The 15,746-nt window shown below is 72.8% G+C and carries 14 protein-coding genes and 1 pseudogene; 9 read left to right on the forward strand and 6 right to left on the reverse strand.

Features of this window, described 5'->3' with window-relative positions:
- Positions 1–77: 77 nt before the first annotated feature.
- Positions 78–728, reverse strand: coding sequence for a hypothetical protein (locus AC3EVP_RS10720; protein ID WP_435128463.1), 651 nt, complete (start codon positions 726–728; stop codon positions 78–80).
- A gap of 226 nt (positions 729–954) precedes the next feature.
- On the opposite strand from AC3EVP_RS10720, the gene AC3EVP_RS10725 reads away from it, so the two are divergent.
- Positions 955–1,392 carry a nuclear transport factor 2 family protein gene (locus AC3EVP_RS10725; RefSeq protein ID WP_435128466.1) on the forward strand — a complete coding sequence of 146 codons (438 nt, stop codon included), beginning with the start codon at positions 955–957 and terminating at the stop codon, positions 1,390–1,392.
- Positions 1,393–1,400: 8 nt separating this feature from the next.
- A pseudogene (locus AC3EVP_RS10730) lies at positions 1,401–1,667 on the forward strand (GNAT family N-acetyltransferase); the annotation flags it as partial.
- Positions 1,668–1,758: 91 nt separating this feature from the next.
- Here AC3EVP_RS10730 and AC3EVP_RS10735 read toward each other — a convergent pair.
- The 3 genes from AC3EVP_RS10735 to AC3EVP_RS10745 all read right to left on the reverse strand — a co-directional run bounded on the left by AC3EVP_RS10735 (position 1,759) and on the right by AC3EVP_RS10745 (position 4,349).
- Positions 1,759–3,021 (reverse strand): MFS transporter, encoded by a 1,263-nt coding sequence (locus AC3EVP_RS10735; protein ID WP_435128469.1) that lies wholly within the window; start codon positions 3,019–3,021, stop codon positions 1,759–1,761.
- A 23-nt stretch (positions 3,022–3,044) separates the two neighbouring features.
- Positions 3,045–3,689 carry a TetR/AcrR family transcriptional regulator gene (locus tag AC3EVP_RS10740; protein ID WP_335970636.1) on the reverse strand — a complete coding sequence of 215 codons (645 nt, stop codon included), beginning with the start codon at positions 3,687–3,689 and terminating at the stop codon, positions 3,045–3,047.
- 72 nt (positions 3,690–3,761) lie between these two features.
- Entirely contained in the window at positions 3,762–4,349 is a 588-nt protein-coding gene (locus AC3EVP_RS10745) for a TetR/AcrR family transcriptional regulator (protein ID WP_335970634.1), read from the reverse strand.
- Between the two features lie 110 nt (positions 4,350–4,459).
- On the opposite strand from AC3EVP_RS10745, the gene AC3EVP_RS10750 reads away from it, so the two are divergent.
- On the forward strand, positions 4,460–5,407 hold the full coding sequence (locus AC3EVP_RS10750; protein ID WP_435128474.1) for an alpha/beta fold hydrolase: 948 nt from the start codon (positions 4,460–4,462) through the stop codon (positions 5,405–5,407).
- A gap of 27 nt (positions 5,408–5,434) precedes the next feature.
- On the opposite strand, the gene AC3EVP_RS10755 is transcribed toward AC3EVP_RS10750, so the two are convergent.
- Together AC3EVP_RS10755 and AC3EVP_RS10760 are read right to left on the reverse strand one after the other, a co-directional pair.
- Positions 5,435–7,084 (reverse strand): threonine/serine exporter family protein, encoded by a 1,650-nt coding sequence (locus tag AC3EVP_RS10755; RefSeq protein WP_435128477.1) that lies wholly within the window; start codon positions 7,082–7,084, stop codon positions 5,435–5,437.
- A complete protein-coding gene (locus AC3EVP_RS10760; protein WP_435128874.1) occupies positions 6,996–7,751 on the reverse strand; it encodes a DedA family protein in 756 nt (251 codons plus the stop codon). Before AC3EVP_RS10760 ends, AC3EVP_RS10755 begins: the two co-directional genes overlap by 89 nt.
- A 243-nt stretch (positions 7,752–7,994) precedes the next feature.
- Between AC3EVP_RS10760 and AC3EVP_RS10765 the strand changes: the two genes are divergently transcribed.
- The 6 genes from AC3EVP_RS10765 to AC3EVP_RS10790 all read left to right on the forward strand — a co-directional run bounded on the left by AC3EVP_RS10765 (position 7,995) and on the right by AC3EVP_RS10790 (position 15,709).
- Complete coding sequence (locus AC3EVP_RS10765; RefSeq protein ID WP_435128480.1) at positions 7,995–9,377, forward strand: ABC transporter ATP-binding protein; 1,383 nt, start codon at positions 7,995–7,997, stop codon at positions 9,375–9,377.
- Between the two features lie 488 nt (positions 9,378–9,865).
- A complete protein-coding gene (locus tag AC3EVP_RS10770; RefSeq protein WP_435128483.1) occupies positions 9,866–11,056 on the forward strand; it encodes a tetratricopeptide repeat protein in 1,191 nt (396 codons plus the stop codon).
- On the forward strand, positions 11,053–13,338 hold the full coding sequence (locus tag AC3EVP_RS10775; RefSeq protein ID WP_435128486.1) for a polysaccharide pyruvyl transferase family protein: 2,286 nt from the start codon (positions 11,053–11,055) through the stop codon (positions 13,336–13,338). The genes AC3EVP_RS10770 and AC3EVP_RS10775 overlap by 4 nt, the downstream gene beginning before the upstream one ends.
- A 90-nt stretch (positions 13,339–13,428) precedes the next feature.
- Entirely contained in the window at positions 13,429–13,884 is a 456-nt protein-coding gene (locus AC3EVP_RS10780) for a MarR family winged helix-turn-helix transcriptional regulator (protein WP_435128489.1), read from the forward strand.
- Between the two features lie 96 nt (positions 13,885–13,980).
- Complete coding sequence (gene gad / locus AC3EVP_RS10785) at positions 13,981–15,384, forward strand: glutamate decarboxylase (RefSeq protein ID WP_335970620.1); 1,404 nt, start codon at positions 13,981–13,983, stop codon at positions 15,382–15,384.
- 109 nt (positions 15,385–15,493) lie between these two features.
- On the forward strand, positions 15,494–15,709 hold the full coding sequence (locus tag AC3EVP_RS10790; RefSeq protein ID WP_335970618.1) for a dodecin: 216 nt from the start codon (positions 15,494–15,496) through the stop codon (positions 15,707–15,709).
- Positions 15,710–15,746: the final 37 nt, after the last annotated feature.

The raw sequence follows: 15,746 nt of genomic DNA on the forward strand, positions 1-15,746 counted from the left end.
GTTCCGGGGGTGCACCGCGGTTGACGGCAGCGGCCCGCCGGATGAATTCCGGCGGGCCACTGAGGTCGGGGCGCAGGTCAGTTCAGCGGAATGTCGAAGTTCTTCGCCGCGATGGACTTGCCGTTGGAGGTGGTGGCGGCGAGCCGCTTGTAGCGCAGGACGAGCTTCGTGGTGTCCTTGGCCGGCGTGAAGACGACCCAGCCGGTCGTGGTCTTGCCGGTCTCGGCGTCGGGGAGCGGCGGGTAGCCGGCCGCCTTGATCTCGTCGTCGAGGATGGTGGTGCTCGCCTGGTCGATGCCGTTCGACATACCGGTCAGGTAGAAGGAGTCGGCGCCGAAGGTGTCGTAGTAGGTGCTGCTCGCGGTGACCTTGACGTCGACGAGGACGACCTCCTCGTCCGCGAGCGCGGAGAACTTGCTCTTGGCGGCGGCCGACGGCTGGTACCCGCTGATGTACTTCAGGACGGTGGCCTTCTCGCCCATCACGTCGTCGGTGAACGACTTGTTCACGGTGACCGCGGTAGCGGACGAACCGCCGCTGCCGTCGGTGGTCGCGGTGGCGCTCGTGGTGGGCGCGGCGGTGGTGGTCGGCGCGGCCGACGACGTGGTGGCCGACGCGCTCGCGTCGTCCGAGGAGGAACCCGAGTCGTCGTTGCACGCGGTGAGCAGCGCGCCGCCGACGATGACCGCGGCTATCGCGGGAAGAGCTGTACGAATCCGAACTCGCATGACGCGTAACCCCGTTTCGACGCGCGACGCCGAAAGCGGCCCGGCCCGCGCGCCTCCCCCGAAGTCGCCCGTCATTCACTCGAATACTGACAACAGCCCGCAACTATACATGCGCGTACCCGAGCTCTCCCGCCCCTTTCCCGAGCTGCCGCGGGGCCGCTGCCCGGGCGCCGTCCGAGTGCGCTGCGACCGCCGTGAGCAGCGCACCTTGGGTAGATTCCGCCTGGTGAGCAACCTTGCGAGTGAGACCGCCATCACCCATCTGATCGTCCGCTACGCGGAGTTGGTCGACACCGGGGACTTCGCCGGGGTCGGCGCGCTCTTCGAGCACGCCGTGTTCGTCGGCAGCGGCGCCCCCGTCGAAGGCCGCGGCGGCGGGGTGGAGCGCATGCTCCGCGACAGCGTGATCCGCTACGACGACGGCACCCCGCGCACCCACCACGCCACCACCAACATCGCCGTCGAGGTCGACGAGGAAGCCGGCACCGCCGCCGCCCGCTCCTACGTCACCGTCTTCCAGGCCCTCCCCGACTTCCCCCTCCAACCCGTCGCCGCCGGCCGCTACCACGACCGCTTCGCACGCCACGACGGCCAATGGCGCTTCACCGAACGCCGCGTCCACATCCACCTGGTGGGCAACACCACCCACCACCTCCGCGGGTGACTTTCGGGCGCGAGGCCGCCTTCCGCGCTGCCCTGGCTCGTGGCGAGGGGGGCGAACCGGTCGGCATCGCCTACGGCTACCCGCTCAGCGCGAACACGAGATGGTGGGAGCAGTTCGCCGAACCGGTGCCGGACGCTATGCGCCGCGAGGACGGGCACCGCACGTTCGGCCTCATGGAACTTGCGGTGCGCGCCTGGGGCTATCGCAAGGTGGGCGAGGCTCGACCGTGGGACGGCGCCGACCTGCACGACGTCATGCTGCTCTCCTTGCGCTGAACGCACCGGCCGCTCGTTGGGCACGCGTCGGCCGTCCACCGCCAGTCCGTTGGCATCCCGCACGCCGTCCGCGCCGCGCCACGCCTTTCGTTCACCCCCGGGTGGGGCGGCGGAGGTGGTCGAGGGACCAGAGGAGGAAGGCCACGGCGGTCAGGGCCGCGGCCATGGTGGTGACGCCGGTCCAGCCCCAGGCGGAGCGTACGGCGCCGGTGGCGGCGGAGGCCGCGGCGCCGCCGAGGAAGACGGTGGTCATGTAGACGGAGTTGACGCGGGCGCGGGCGTCGGGCCGCAGGCTGTAGATGTCGCGCTGGCTGAGCACCTGGTGCCCCTGGACCGCGAAGTCGAGCAGGATGCCCGCGAGCGCGAGCAGGACGAGGTTGCCGACGCCGAGCCCGGCCAGCACCATCGCGACCAGACCGGTGAGGATCGCCACCGCCCGCCCGGCGACACCGCGCCCGGCGTCGCCCAGCCGCCCGGCGATCGGGGCGGAGGCCGCGCCGGCGGCGCCCACGAGGGCGAAGACGGCGATGCCGTTCTGCGACATGTGGTGGCGGTCGGCGAGCTCGTACGCCACCGCCGTCCAGTACGCGGTGAACGCTCCGAACATGCTCGCCTGCGTCAACGCCCGCCGCAGCAGCACCGGTTCGGAACGCACCAGGCCGACCACCGACGCGAGCAGGGTGCCGTAGCGCGCGGTGTGCTCGGGCTTGCGGACCGGCAGCAGCTTGAGCAGCGCCAGCGACGTGAGCAGCATGACGACCGCGGAGATCGCGTAGATGCTGCGCCAGCCCCACGCGGCGGCGGCGAAGCTCGCGACGGAGCGGGCCAGCATGATGCCGAGCAGCAGCCCGCTCATCACCTGGCCGACCAGCCGCCCGCGCGACTCGGCGGGGGCGAGGTGCGCCGCGAGCGGCACCAGGATCTGCGCGACCACGGAGGTGACGCCGATCAGCACCGACACCGCGAGGAAGACCCAGAAGTCCGGGGAGAACGCGGCCACGGCGAGCGCGGCGGCGGTGACCAGCAACGTACGGGAGGCGAGCCGGCGGTTCTCCAGGAGGTCGCCGAGCGGTATGAGCAGGGCCAGGCCCAGCGCGTAACCGATCTGGGTGGCGGTCACGACGATGGTGGCGGTGCCCTTGCTCACGCCGAAGGAGTGGCTGAGCAGGCCGAGCAGGGGCTGCGCGTAGTAGAGGTTCGCGACGCTGGCGCCGCAGGCGAACGCGAGGGTGAGGATCACCCAGCGCAGGGAGCGTGGGGCTTCGGCAACGGTCGGCGCCGACGTCGCGGGAGCCGCGGTGGTCGGGGGCGCGGACGGGGACGGGCCGCTGGTCGTCATACGGTGGTTCTCCATGCTCCAGAGGGTTGAGCGGCGCATTACTGAACGCCACGTTCAGTTTGAGCAACGGGCCGAGCCGAGCTATTCCCGGCCCCCGCCCCGATCCCCGCCATCGCCTGCCGCACGGCCCGCGCGGCGAACTCCTCGTCCATCGGCTCGTGGTCGAAGAGCAGCCGGAAGTAGATCGGGCCGAAGATCATGTCGATCGTCGCGGGGATGTCGAGGTCCGGGCGCAGCTCGCCCGAGCGCATGCCCTCGCGCAGCACCTCGGTGGTGACCGCCCGCCGCGGCGAGAGCCACTGCTCGCGCAGCGCCTGCGCGATCTCCGGGTCGGACTGCGCGTCCGCGGCCAGCGCCCGCATCAGCGGACCGGCCGGGCTCTGCGTGAACAGGCGCACCGCGGCGACCGCGATGACCCGCAGCGACTCCTCGGCCGAGGCGTTCTCCGGCAGCCGCCAGGAGTCCGCCGCGCGGAGCATGAAGCCCTCCAGCGCCACCGCGCCCCTCGACGGCCACCACTTGTAGACCGTCGCCTTGCCCACCCCCGCGCGCGCGGCGATCGCCTCCATCGTCGCCGCCTTCAGTCCCCCTTCCATCATCAGATCCCCCGCCGCCGCCAGGATCGCCGCCTTCCTCGACTGGCTCCTCGGGCGCCCGCCCCTGCCCGCCTGCGGCTCCCGCACGCGATCCCGCTCCTCCACGCAATCCCTCCATTCTGAACGCACCGTTTCCACCGTACGACGCGACGCTCCGTCTCAGGCCGCGGGCAGCGCCCGCTCCAGCGCGCCGACCGTGACGTCCACGATGGCGCGCAACTGCTCCGCGCCCGCCCCGGCCCGGCTCATCACGGCGAGCGACTGGTTCACCGCCGCCGCGTGCAGCGCGAAGCGCTCCGCGTCCTGCTCGGCCATGCGGCCCGCCCGCAAGGCGGCGCGCAGACGTCGCAGCTGGAAGCCGAGCGCCTCCTTGGCGTGCGCCGCGACCGCCGGGCTCAGCACGGGCACCGCCATGGCCGACTGGGCGATCAGGCACCCGTCGGGCAGCTCGGGGTCGGCGATGCGCGCGAGGGTGACGTCGAAGAACGAGCGGACCGCCGCGACGGGCTCGGCGCCGGCACCCGCCAGCGCGGTGTCGTACTTCTCGCCGTACCGCGCGGCGTAGCGGTCCAGGCAGCGCAGGAACAGCGTGTCCTTGTCGCCGAAGGAGGAGTAGATCGAGCTGCGGTTCAGCCCGGTCGCCCGGGACAGGTCGTCGAGGGAGGTGTCGGCGTACCCGGCGCGCCAGAACTGCACCATCGCGGCGTCGAGCGCCGTGTCCACGTCGAACTGCTTCTTGCCTGCCACGTGCCTTCCCCTGCCGGTGTGTCGGTCGGTCCGCAGGTCGGTCGATCTGCCGGACGCCGCCCATCCTCGCATCTTGAACCGATTGGTTCAACATATGTTAGCGTTCGAGCGTGACGACCGACTCCCAGAACCAGCGCCCCGCAAGCAGCCCCGTCCCCGGCCTGCCCCTGCACGACCTGCCCCTGCACGACCTCGCCGGCTTCACCCACCGCTGGGTCGACGCCGACGGCGTCCGCCTGCACGCCGTCGAGGGCGGCCGGCCCGACGGCCCGGCCCTCGTCCTGCTCGCCGGCTTCCCGCAGACCTGGCGGGCCTGGCACCAGGTGATCCCCGCCCTCGCCGGCCGCTTCCGGGTCATCGCGGTGGACCTGCCGGGCCAGGGCCACTCCGAGCGCCCCGACCTCAGCTACGACACCCACACCGTCGCCGCCCACGTCCACGCCGCCGTGGCCGCCCTCGGCGTGGACGACTACTGGCTGGCCGCCCACGACATCGGCGCCTGGGTCGCCTTCTCCCTCGCGCTGAACCACGGCGACCGGCTGCACGGGGTCGCCCTGCTCGACGCCGGCATCCCCGGCGTCACCCTCCCGGAGACGATCCCCACCGACCCGGACCGGGCCTGGAAGACCTGGCACTTCGCCTTCCACCTCGTGCCCGACCTGCCCGAGACGCTGCTCACGGGCCGCGAACGGGAGTACGTCGCCTGGTTCCTCAAGGTGAAGGCCCTCGCCCCCGACGCCTTCGACGACGCCGACCTCGACCACTACGCGGCGGCCCTCGCCGCCGACGGCGGCCTGCGCGCCTCCCTCGCCTACTACCGGGACGCCGCCGAGTCCGCGCGCAGGAACCACCAGGCACTGGAGCGGCAGCGCCTGGCCGTGCCCGTGCTCGGCATCTCCAGCAGCCACGGCTCCATCCCGGACATGGCGGCCTCGATCCGCCCGTGGGCCGACCGCGTCACCGGCGTCACCGTGCCCGGCGCCGGGCACTTCATCCCCGACGAGCAGCCCGAAGCCGTCGCCGACGCGCTCGCGGACTTCGTCACCGGCGGCCGGTGACGCCTCCCGGGGAACAGCGGCGCCCGCTCAGAACCCGCGGGTGCGCTTGGCCGCGCGGCGGGGCCCGGCCGAGCCCGGCACGCGCAGCGCGAGCCGCGCGATCTCGTTGCCGAGGTTGACCCCGATCGCCAGCGCGAGCGCCAGCGCCGCGGCCTTCGTCAGCTGGCTGAGCGCGGCGGACTGGTGCTGCTGGGTGAGCGCGAGCAGCCCGAAATAGGTCGCGGACCCGGGCAGCAGCGGCCCGATGGCGGCGGTGACGTAGGGCAGCACCGACACGAAGCGGTAGCGCGCCATCAGCTGCCCGAAGAGCCCGACCAGCCCGGCGGCGGCCGCCGTGCAGACGACCTGGTTGCCGCCCGCCCGCTGGTGGAGCACCCCGAAGACGGTCCAGGCCACGCCGCCGTTGAGCGTCGCGATCACCAGCACCTTGCGCTCGCACTGGAGGAGCACGGCGAACGCCAGCGTGAGCACCATCGCCGCGGGCAGCTGCACCCACGGCCGGTCGTACGCCCGCAGCGCCTGGTCCGGATTGAGCCGCGCCCCGGAGTGCACCCCGACATAGAGGACGAGCGTGACCCCTATGACGATGCCCACGATCAGGTAGACCACTTCGAGCAGGCGGGCGGACGCGGTGATGTAGAAGCCGGTCAGCCCGTCCTGCACGGCCGCGACCAGCGCCCGCCCGGGCAGCAGCGCGAAGAGCCCACCGGTGATCACCGCGGAGGACTGGAGGTTCGTCGCCCCGGGAATCCAGTGCCCGTAGTGCCCGACGAGCACCCCCATCGCGGCGGCGGGCATCGCGGCGACCGCGAACTGGTAGAACTCCGGCAGCCCGCGTGCCGCCAGCAGCCACGCCAGCCGGTCCCCGAGCATCGCCGCGAGCGCGGCCAGCACGAAGATCAGCGGCCCGCCGCCCACCAGCACGCTCGCCGCCCCCGCCAGCAGCCCGGCCGCGCCGGTCAGCACCCACGAGCTGTACGGGTGCCGGTTGCGGCGGATGTCGGCGAGCCTGCGGTACGCCTCCTCCAGCGTCACCTCGTGCGCGGTGATCCCGTCCACCAGGTGGAAGACGGCCGCCAGCCGCGTGTAGTCGGTGCCGCGCCGCCGCACCGTGCGGCTCATGGTGTGCGGCGTCTCGGTCAGCGACGGCTGGTAGGAGATGCCCAGCAGCGTGAACGTCACGGTCGGCTCCACCCGCGCCAGGCCGTACGCGAAGGCCACCCCAAACATCGCCGCCTCGACGTCCTCGGCGCCCTCGCCCCCGGCGAGCAGCAGCTCCCCGATCCGGAGGGTGAGGTCGAGCACGCGCGGCACCGAACCGCCGCCCCCGCCGGCGACCGCGGACCGGTCCCCGGGAGGCGCGGGCCGCTCGGTCGAGGGCAGCCGCAGCATCGCCCGCATCCGGTCCTGCCACGGCCCGCCCTCGGGCGGCAGCACCACGGCGGGGATGCCGTCGGCGGGGGTCAGCGCGGCGCCGAGGTCCACGGCGCCGGCGGCGCCGCTGTCGGTCTGCCCCGGCCCCTGCCGCTCGGGCGCCCCGGACCCCTCCGCCGGCTCCGGTCTGCCGGGCTGCTCCCCGCCCAACGCGTCAGCGCTTCGTCGCGCGGTGCCGGCCACCCCGCCCGGCGGCCGCCTCGGTGACCCGCTCGGCGCCCGGCGCGCCCTCGCCGTAGCCATACCCGGCGCCCTCGGCGCCCGCGGCGGGACCCGGCTGCGGGCCCTGCGCGGCGGTCTTGCGGCGCGAGCGCAGGAACTCGATGCCGACCGGCACCACCGAGACGAGCACGACCAGCACGAGGATCGCCTCGATGTTGTCGCGGACGAACGCGATCTGTCCGAGCCAGTAGCCCAGCAGGGTGACACCGGCGCCCCACAGGGTCCCGCCGATGATGTTGAACGTCGCGAAGCTGCGGTAGTTCATCCGGCTGACGCCGGCCACGATCGGGGTGAAGGTCCGCACGATCGGCACGAAGCAGGCCATCACGATCGCCTTCGGCCCGTGCCGGTCGAAGAAGGCGTGCGCCTTCTCGATGTTCTCCATCTTGAACAGCCGGGACTCCGGCCGGGAGAAGATCGAGGGCCCGACCTTGCGGCCGAACCAGTAGCCGGTCTGCTCCCCCGCCACCGCGGCCACCGCGATCAGCGCGGCCACCACGGCCAGCGGCTGGTGCAGCGTGCCGGACGCGACCAGCAGCCCGGTGGTGAACAGCAGGGAGTCACCCGGGAGGAAGAAGCCGATCAGCAGTCCGGACTCGGCGAAGACGACCAGCAGCACGCCCCACAGGCCGTAGGTGTTGATCAGATGGTTCGGGTCGAGCCAGCTCGGTCCGAGCGCGAGGTTCATCACGACTCAAAAGTATCAATCCAGTGTTGGTACAAGCGTTCCGCTGGCTATGAGTAGTGCACTACGGTCTGGCCAGCGTCGACCACGCAACTTCGCAAGTCCGGCATGCCACGCAAGTACCGCACGTCACACAAGCACCGCAGGTCGCACACGCCACATCCCTCGCGCCCCTGTGCCGTCCCTGCCCCGCCTGTGTCGTACCCGCGCACCACCCGTGTCCGAACTACCTGGCGGCTCCCCGTTATGACTCGCGCCATCACCTTGCACGAAGTTTCCAAGTACTACCCGAAGCAGCCGTCGCCGGCCGTGGACCGGTTCTCGCTGGACATCGCACCCGGTGAGTTCCTGGTGCTGCTCGGCCCCTCGGGCTGCGGGAAGTCCACGGTCCTGCGGATGATCGCCGGGCTGGAGGACATCACCACCGGTGAGCTGCTGCTCGACGGCGAGTACTCCAACGACCTGGCGCCCGGCGACCGGAAGATGGCGATGGTCTTCCAGAACTTCGCCCTCTACCCGAGCATGACCAGCCGGCAGAACATCGGTTTCCCGCTGCGGTTCGAGATGCCCGGCGAGGAGCACGGGCCGCGGGTCGACGAGACCGCCCGCATCCTCGGGATCGAGGAGATCCTCGACCGCTACCCCGGGCAGCTGTCCGGCGGGGAGCGGCAGCGCGTCGCCATGGGCCGGGCGATATCCCGGCACCCCTCGGTCTTCCTCATGGACGAGCCGCTGTCGAACCTCGACGCGAAGCTGCGGTCCCACCTGCGCGCCGAGATCGCCCGGCTCACCCGCGGGATGGGCGTCACGACGGTGTACGTCACCCACGACCAGGCCGAGGCGATGTCCCTCGGGGACCGCGTGGCGATCATGCGCAGCGGGGTGCTCCAGCAGATCGGGTCGCCGCGCGACGCGTACCACCTGCCGGAGAACGTGTTCGTGGCGGCGTTCGTCGGCACCCCGCGGATCAATCTGCTCCAGGCGACGGTGATCGCTCCCCTCAGCGGAGGGATGTGGATCGACTTCGGCCGCCAGCGGCTGGGGCTGCCGGAGCCGCTCAGCTACGACCACCAGATGCTGCGGATTCAGCAGGGGCGGCCGATCATCGTCGGGCTGCGGTCGGAGGCGGTACGGATCGCCCAGCCCAGCCAGGCGCACGCGGGCGAGGTCGTGATCAGCGGGATCGTCGAGCATGTGGAGTACCAGGGGCACGAGTCGCTGGTCCACCTCGACACCGGGTCGAGGCCCGCGATCGTGCCCGAGCTGGAGGCGCCGCGGCCCGCGCCGGCCGCGCGGACCGGGGGGCGGCGCGCCGCGGGCGGCTCCGCAGGTGGCTCCGCCGGGGGTGGGCTCGGGAAGCTCGCGCAGAAGGCCGCGCGGCGCCTTCAGGGGTCGCTGCCCGCCGCCCGGGACAACGGTGCGGGTACGTCCCAGGCCGCCGTGATCGACCGGCCCCCGGCGTCTCCGGAGACGCAGACCGGGGATCTCGTCGTCCGGACCGGGCCCGACATCCAGGTGCGCCGCGGTGACCGCGTGCCGCTCCTCGTCGACCTCGCGCACCTCTACGTCTTCGACGGCGACGGCAACCGTATCTGCCCCGCCCCCGCGCACCAGCCCCGCCTCGAATAGCCCCTCCGAGGCTGCGTATCCCTCCGGGGGTGCGTATCCCTCCGGGGGTGCCCCTCGCCGCCCGTACCTACCCGCGCGTCCGTAGTGGCTGGTCGCGCAGTTCCCCGCGCCCCTGTCGGGGTTGCTCGCCGTCGTCGGGTGCGAGGTGGCGTGCGCTGCGGAGCAGCCGCACGTACTCAGGGGCGCGGGGAACTGCGCGACAAGCCACCCACCGGGGCGCGGCCGGGGACGGGGAGCAACCCCAACGGCGGGGACCGGGGGCGGGAGAGAGCCCCGCAGGGAGGGGTGGACGTAAGGACGGGTTCATCGGGGGTTTACGGGGGCGCCGTAGCGTTCACGCGGTGACAACAAGCCGGGGCCATTGGTTCACCGCACGCCACAAGGGCGCGCCGGAACCGCAAGAGGCCCGCAAACCCGCTGCGGCGGCACCGCGGAAACGCACGTGGCCGCAGGTGACCGTGGCGGACTGCCTGAAAGAGTGCGCCCGGGTGTGCGGCACCCTGACCGCGGTCCGCGGCAAGGACGACCACCCGCAGCTGCGGCGCCGCCTCATCGCCCTGCCGTCGGCGGACGAACTCGGTCAGGACACCCCGGTGAGCCCGGCCGTGACGGACGACCTGCTCGACGCCCTCGTGACCGCGGGCGAAGCAGCACTCTCCGCTGGGGACGCGGGCCGCAACCTCGCCCTGACCGTCGCGTCCACCGTCCTCCCGCTGCGCCCGAACCACCGCGCGGCGTGGCGCCTGAGGGCCCGCGCCCTGAAAGCGGAGGGCGACACGGAAGCGGCCCTGGCGGCGTACGACCGCTGCGTGGAGCTGGCCCCGCACGACACGCACGCCCGTACGCGGGCGACGGCACTGCGCACCGCCCTCCCGGAGGAACGCGCCCTGGCCGCGCTGCTTCCGCAGGGCACCCCCGGCACCGTACGCGCCCTGGAATCGGCCGCGGTGCGCCACATCGAGGAGCGCCTCCCGCACGCCGCGGACGACCCGGGCGCACTCGCCCGGGTGATCGGGCTCTACGCCGACCAGCACCGCCACCGCCTGCGCGCCCCGATCGCGGACCCGACGTACGCCGGCACCGGCTGGCTCGACCTCGGCGGGCTCCGCAACCAGCTCGTCGGCCGCTCGGTCTGCCTGGTCGCCAACTCCGTTACGGTGCGGGACGGTTCGCTGGGCGAGCTGATCGACTCGTACGACGTGGTGGTCCGCTTCACGTCGTACGTGATCGACCCGGCCGCGACCGGCACCCGCACCGACCTCCATGTCACCGGCCACCGCAAGGTGTTCAACTGGGACCGCCCGGTATCCACACGGCTGGTGCTGGGCGACAGCGCGGCGGCGTGGCGCGCGGACGTCCGCACCCGCCTGGTCCCGGGCGCCCAGCGGTACGCCGGCGAGGAGTCGCTACGGGCGCCGGTACGCGGCATCGGCCGTCTGGACGAGGGGAGTTGGCCGCACGAGCCGACCTGCTCGTTCGAGGCGATGTGGCTGCTGGACTTCCTCGACGTGAACCCGCGGCTGGACCTGATCGGCTTCGACTTCCACCGCACACCCCCCTTCCGCCTGCCCGGCGCGGCGTCGATACCCGTCGCGGGCCAGGAGGCGGCCACCAGCCAGAAAGCATGGGTCATGGAACGCGCCCGGAACGTCGCAGGACCGGTGATCTCACTGCGATGAGCGCCACCACCCACCCCGCACCGGCGGCGCCCCCGTCCGCTGCCGCGCTCACCGGAAAGCGGCGGATCGCCTTCGCCGTGTGGGCCGACACCGACCGGCTGCCCGCCCTGCCGGCGCTGCTGCGCGGCCTCGCCCTGACCAACCAGACCGTGTGCGAGGACTTCCTGGTGCTGCACGACGGCCTGCCCGAGGGCGCCGCGCAGCGCGTCGCCGCCTACCACCCGCGCGCCGAACTGCGGCGTGTGGCAACGGAGTCGGCGGCCCGGCTCGCGTCGTGGGCGAAGGCGTCCGGTGGTGCCGTCGAGCCGGGCGCCTTCGGCGTGCTGGAGGCGTTCCGGCTGCGTGATTACGACACGGTGATCGTGCTGGACGCCGAGCGGGTGGTGTGCGGCCCGCTCGGCAGGCTGCTGACGCTGCGCCGGGGCCTGGCGGCGGCACCGTACCGGCCCGGCGGGGACACGCCCGGCACGCAGGTGCTGGTGGTGCAGCGGGAGCACCTGACGGACGCGTTCTGCGCGCGGCTGGACGAGGTGGCGTCGCAGGGTGCGTATCCGCGGGAGCGGGGCGCGGCGGGGGTGTTGGCGCAGGCGCTGGCTCTCGCGGGCGAGGAGTTCGTGCCGCTGGACCCGGAAGGGGTGTTCGCGGCGGCCGAACCTGAGCTCCTGGAAGCGGAGTTGGCTGACTCCGCCGACTTCGGCGCCGAACTCGCCGGATTCCAGGCCCGTTTCATGGCGCTGTCCGGCGCCGCGCACCACGACCTGCTGGTGCACTTCGGCGCCCCGCACGCCGCGCGGACCGGCGACGTCGGCTGCGCGCGGCGGGTGGCGGCCTCGTACATCGCCGCGGGCGAGTACCAGGACGCGGTGGACCTGCTCGGCTCGGTGCGCATACCCGTGGACGACGCCTGGCCGCACGAGGTGTACGGCCAGGCGCTGATGAGCGTGTCGCGGGACGAAGAGGCGCGGGCGCACCTGCGGTTGGCGACCGCCTCCCCGAACTGGGCGCCGCCCGCCTTCGCCCGGCTGGCCCAGATCGCCTGGGTGCGCGGGGACGACGACGCGGCACGGGAGTTGGCGCTGGCCGGGCTCGACGCGGACCCGACGCACCGGCCGTGCCGGCAGATGCTGGTGCGGGCCGCCGCGGTCGACGGTCCCGCGGAGCAGGCGGGTGCCACCGCGCCGGCCGCTGAACCGGCGGACCCGCGGGAGCAGTTGGCGCATGTCGCGTTCTACATGCCGCAGCAGGGCAACGCCGGGGACAAGGTGCTGCCCGAGGCCGTACGGCTGGCCTTCGACCCCGATCCCGGGCCGCGCCGCTGGCACTCCGTGCACGCCCACCGGCTCTTCGACGAGGCGGCCCTCGCCCGCGTCAACTCCCGGCGTGGGCTGGTGATCGGCGGGGGCGGGCTGTTCCTGCCCGACACGATGCCCAACGGCAACAGCGCGTGGCAGTGGAACGTCCCCGACGACCTGCTCGACCGCATCGAGGTGCCCATCGCCGTCTACGCGGTCGGGTTCAACCTCTTCGACGGGCAGTCCTACCGGCACGAGAGGTTCCGTACGGCGCTGCGGAAACTGGCGGAGAAGGCGGCGTTCTTCGGGCTGCGCAACCACGGGTCGATCGCGCAGGTGCGGCGCCTGCTGCCGCCCGAGCTCCATGACAAGGTGCGGTTCCAGCCCTGCCCCACCACGGTCACCCGGCACATCGTCCGCGGGTGGCGCGATCCCGAACAGCGCGAGGACACGGTCCTCCTCAACGCGGCGTACGACCGCGCCGGGCTGCGCTTCGGGCACGACTACGGCCACTTCCTCGCCGAACTCGCCTCCGCCGTCCGCGCGTTGGGCTCCTACGCGGAGGTGCGGTGCGTCGCGCACACCGTGGAGGACGAGCGGATCGCCTACGACCTGCGGCGCGAGCACGGTGTGGCGCTCCCCGTGGTGCCCATGTACGACTTCGACAACGACGAGATCCGGGCGGCCTACGCCCGGACGAAGCTCGTCATCGGCATGCGCGGCCACGCCGGCATGCTCCCCTTCGGCTGCGGCACCCCCATCATCAGCCTCATCTCCCACCCCAAGATGGCGTACTTCCTCGCCGACATCGAGCGCCCCGAGTGGGGTGTCTCCGTCCACGACCGCGACCTCTCCACCCGCCTCACCGCCCGCGCGGCCGCCCTCCTCACCCACCACGAAGCGGCCGTCGCCGACGTCCACGACCGCCAGTCCGCCCTGTGGCGCACCACCCAGCAGAACGCCGCCCTCCTCCACTCCCTCGGCTTCTGACGGCGTCAGGTCCTGCCCCTTGCGCACCCGCGGATGGCGAGGGACCGCAAGGGGCGGGATCTGCGGGGGTGGGGGAATTAAGGTGGGTGGATGAGGGAAGGCAGTGCGGGGGAGCGGATCGCGGAGGACTTCGGGGACATCGTCCGCCGGGAATCGCGTGCCGTGGTGTACGGGGAGCTGACCGCGGGGCTGGGCCCGGCGCTGGACGAGGCGACGTATCCCGTGCTGAGCGGCCTCGCCCGGGGCGGCCCGAAGAGCGCCGCGCGGCTGGGCCACGACATCGGGCTGGACCGCTCGGTGGTGAGCCGGCACGCGGACCGTTTGCAGGCGGCGGGCCTGCTCCGCAGGGAGCCGGACCCGTGTGACCGCCGCGCGAACCTGCTGGTGCTGACGGACGAGGGCACCCGGGTGGTGACGCGGATGCGCGCCCGCTTGGCGGAGCGCTTCGACGCCTACCTGGCCCACTGGCCGCCGGCCGAGGCGGAGGCGTTCGCCCGCTCCCTGCACCGCTTCACGCAGGAAGCGCTGCTCGCGCGGGAGCCCTGAGGACCGGCCGTACCCCCTGCGCGGGCGGCCGGGTCGTCGTAACGTCGGGCACGTACGGTCACGCTCACGGCTCCGCTGTTGGGAAGGTTCCCCGCCATGTCGTTGCACAAGGGCTCGGGCTCGTCGCACGAGGTCTCCGTCAATCCGTTCTACCTGGGCGACGCCGACCCGGTCGGCGCGATGCAGACCGCCCCGCCCAAGCACCGTCTGGCGGACGGCCCGATGACCCCGGCGGCTGCCTACCAGCTGGTGCACGACGAGCTGATGCTCGACGGCAACTCCCGGCTGAACCTCGCCACGTTCGTGACGACGTGGATGGAGCCGCAGGCGAACGTGCTCATGGCGGAGTGCGTCGACAAGAACATGATCGACAAGGACGAGTACCCGCGCACCGCCGAGCTGGAACGGCGCTGCGTGTCGATGCTCGCCGACCTGTGGAACGCGCCCGACCCGAACGCGGCCGTCGGCTGCTCGACCACCGGCTCCTCCGAAGCCTGCATGCTGGCCGGGATGGCGCTCAAGCGCCGTTGGTCCAAGCGCACCCCGGGCTACCCGGCCACCGCCCGCCCGAACCTGGTGATGGGCGCCAACGTGCAGGTGTGCTGGGAGAAGTTCTGCACGTTCTGGGAGGTGGAGCCCCGGCTCGCCCCGATGACCGGCGACCGCCTGCACCTGGACGCCGAGGCGGCGCTCGCGCTGTGCGACGAGAACACCATCGGCGTGGTGGCGATCCTCGGCTCCACCTTCGACGGCTCCTACGAGCCCGTCGCGGAGATCTGCGCCGCCCTCGACGACTACGAGCAGCGCACCGGCATCCACATCCCCGTGCACGTGGACGGCGCCTCCGGCGGCATGATCGCGCCCTTCCTCGACCCGGACCTGACGTGGGACTTCCGGCTGCCGCGGGTCGCGTCGATCAACACCTCGGGCCACAAGTACGGCCTGGTCTACCCGGGTGTCGGCTGGGCGCTGTGGCGCGACGCGGAGGCGCTGCCGGAGGAACTCGTCTTCCGGGTGAACTACCTCGGCGGCGACATGCCCACCTTCGCGCTGAACTTCTCCCGCCCGGGCGCCCAAGTGGTCGCGCAGTACTACTCGTTCCTGCGGCTGGGCCGCGACGGCTACCGCGCGGTGCAGCAGTCCTGCCGGGACGTCGCCACCAGCACCGCCCGCCGCTTCGAGGCCCTGGACGACTTCCAGCTGATCACCAGGGGCGACCAGCTCCCGGTGTTCGCGGTCACCACCGCGCCGGACGTGACGGCGTACGACGTGTTCGACGTCTCGCGGCGGCTGCGCGAACGCGGCTGGCTGGTCCCGGCGTACACCTACCCGGCGAACCGGCAGGATCTGGCGGTGCTGCGGGTGGTGTGCCGCAACGGCTTCTCCTCGGACCTGGCCGACCTGCTGATGGACGACGTGGCCGCGCTGCTGCCCGAACTGCGGCGCCAGCCGCACCCGTTGAACCGTTCCGAGGCGGTGGCCACCGCCTTCCACCACTGAGTCCGAGCGCGCCGGCCCCCCGCGTTCCCCGCGCCCGCCCCAAGTCCCCCTGGCTCACCTGGAGTTCCCCGAGTTCCCCCGAGTTCCCCCACACGAAAGGGACATCGCCATGAGCGACCACACCTACCGCGTCACCGAGATCGTCGGCACCTCCCCCGAGGGCGTGGACGCCGCCGTCCGCAACGGCATCCGCCGCGCCTCGCGCACCCTGCGCGAACTGGACTGGTTCGAGATCACCCAGGTGCGCGGGCACATCGTCGACGGCGAGATCGAGCACTACCAGGTTGGCCTGAAGGTCGGCTTCCGCCTGGAGGACGCCGAGTAGCCCGCCCGGCACCCGTCCCGCACGGCCCCGCCCACGC

It is taken from the genome of Actinacidiphila sp. bgisy144 (assembly GCF_057708105.1).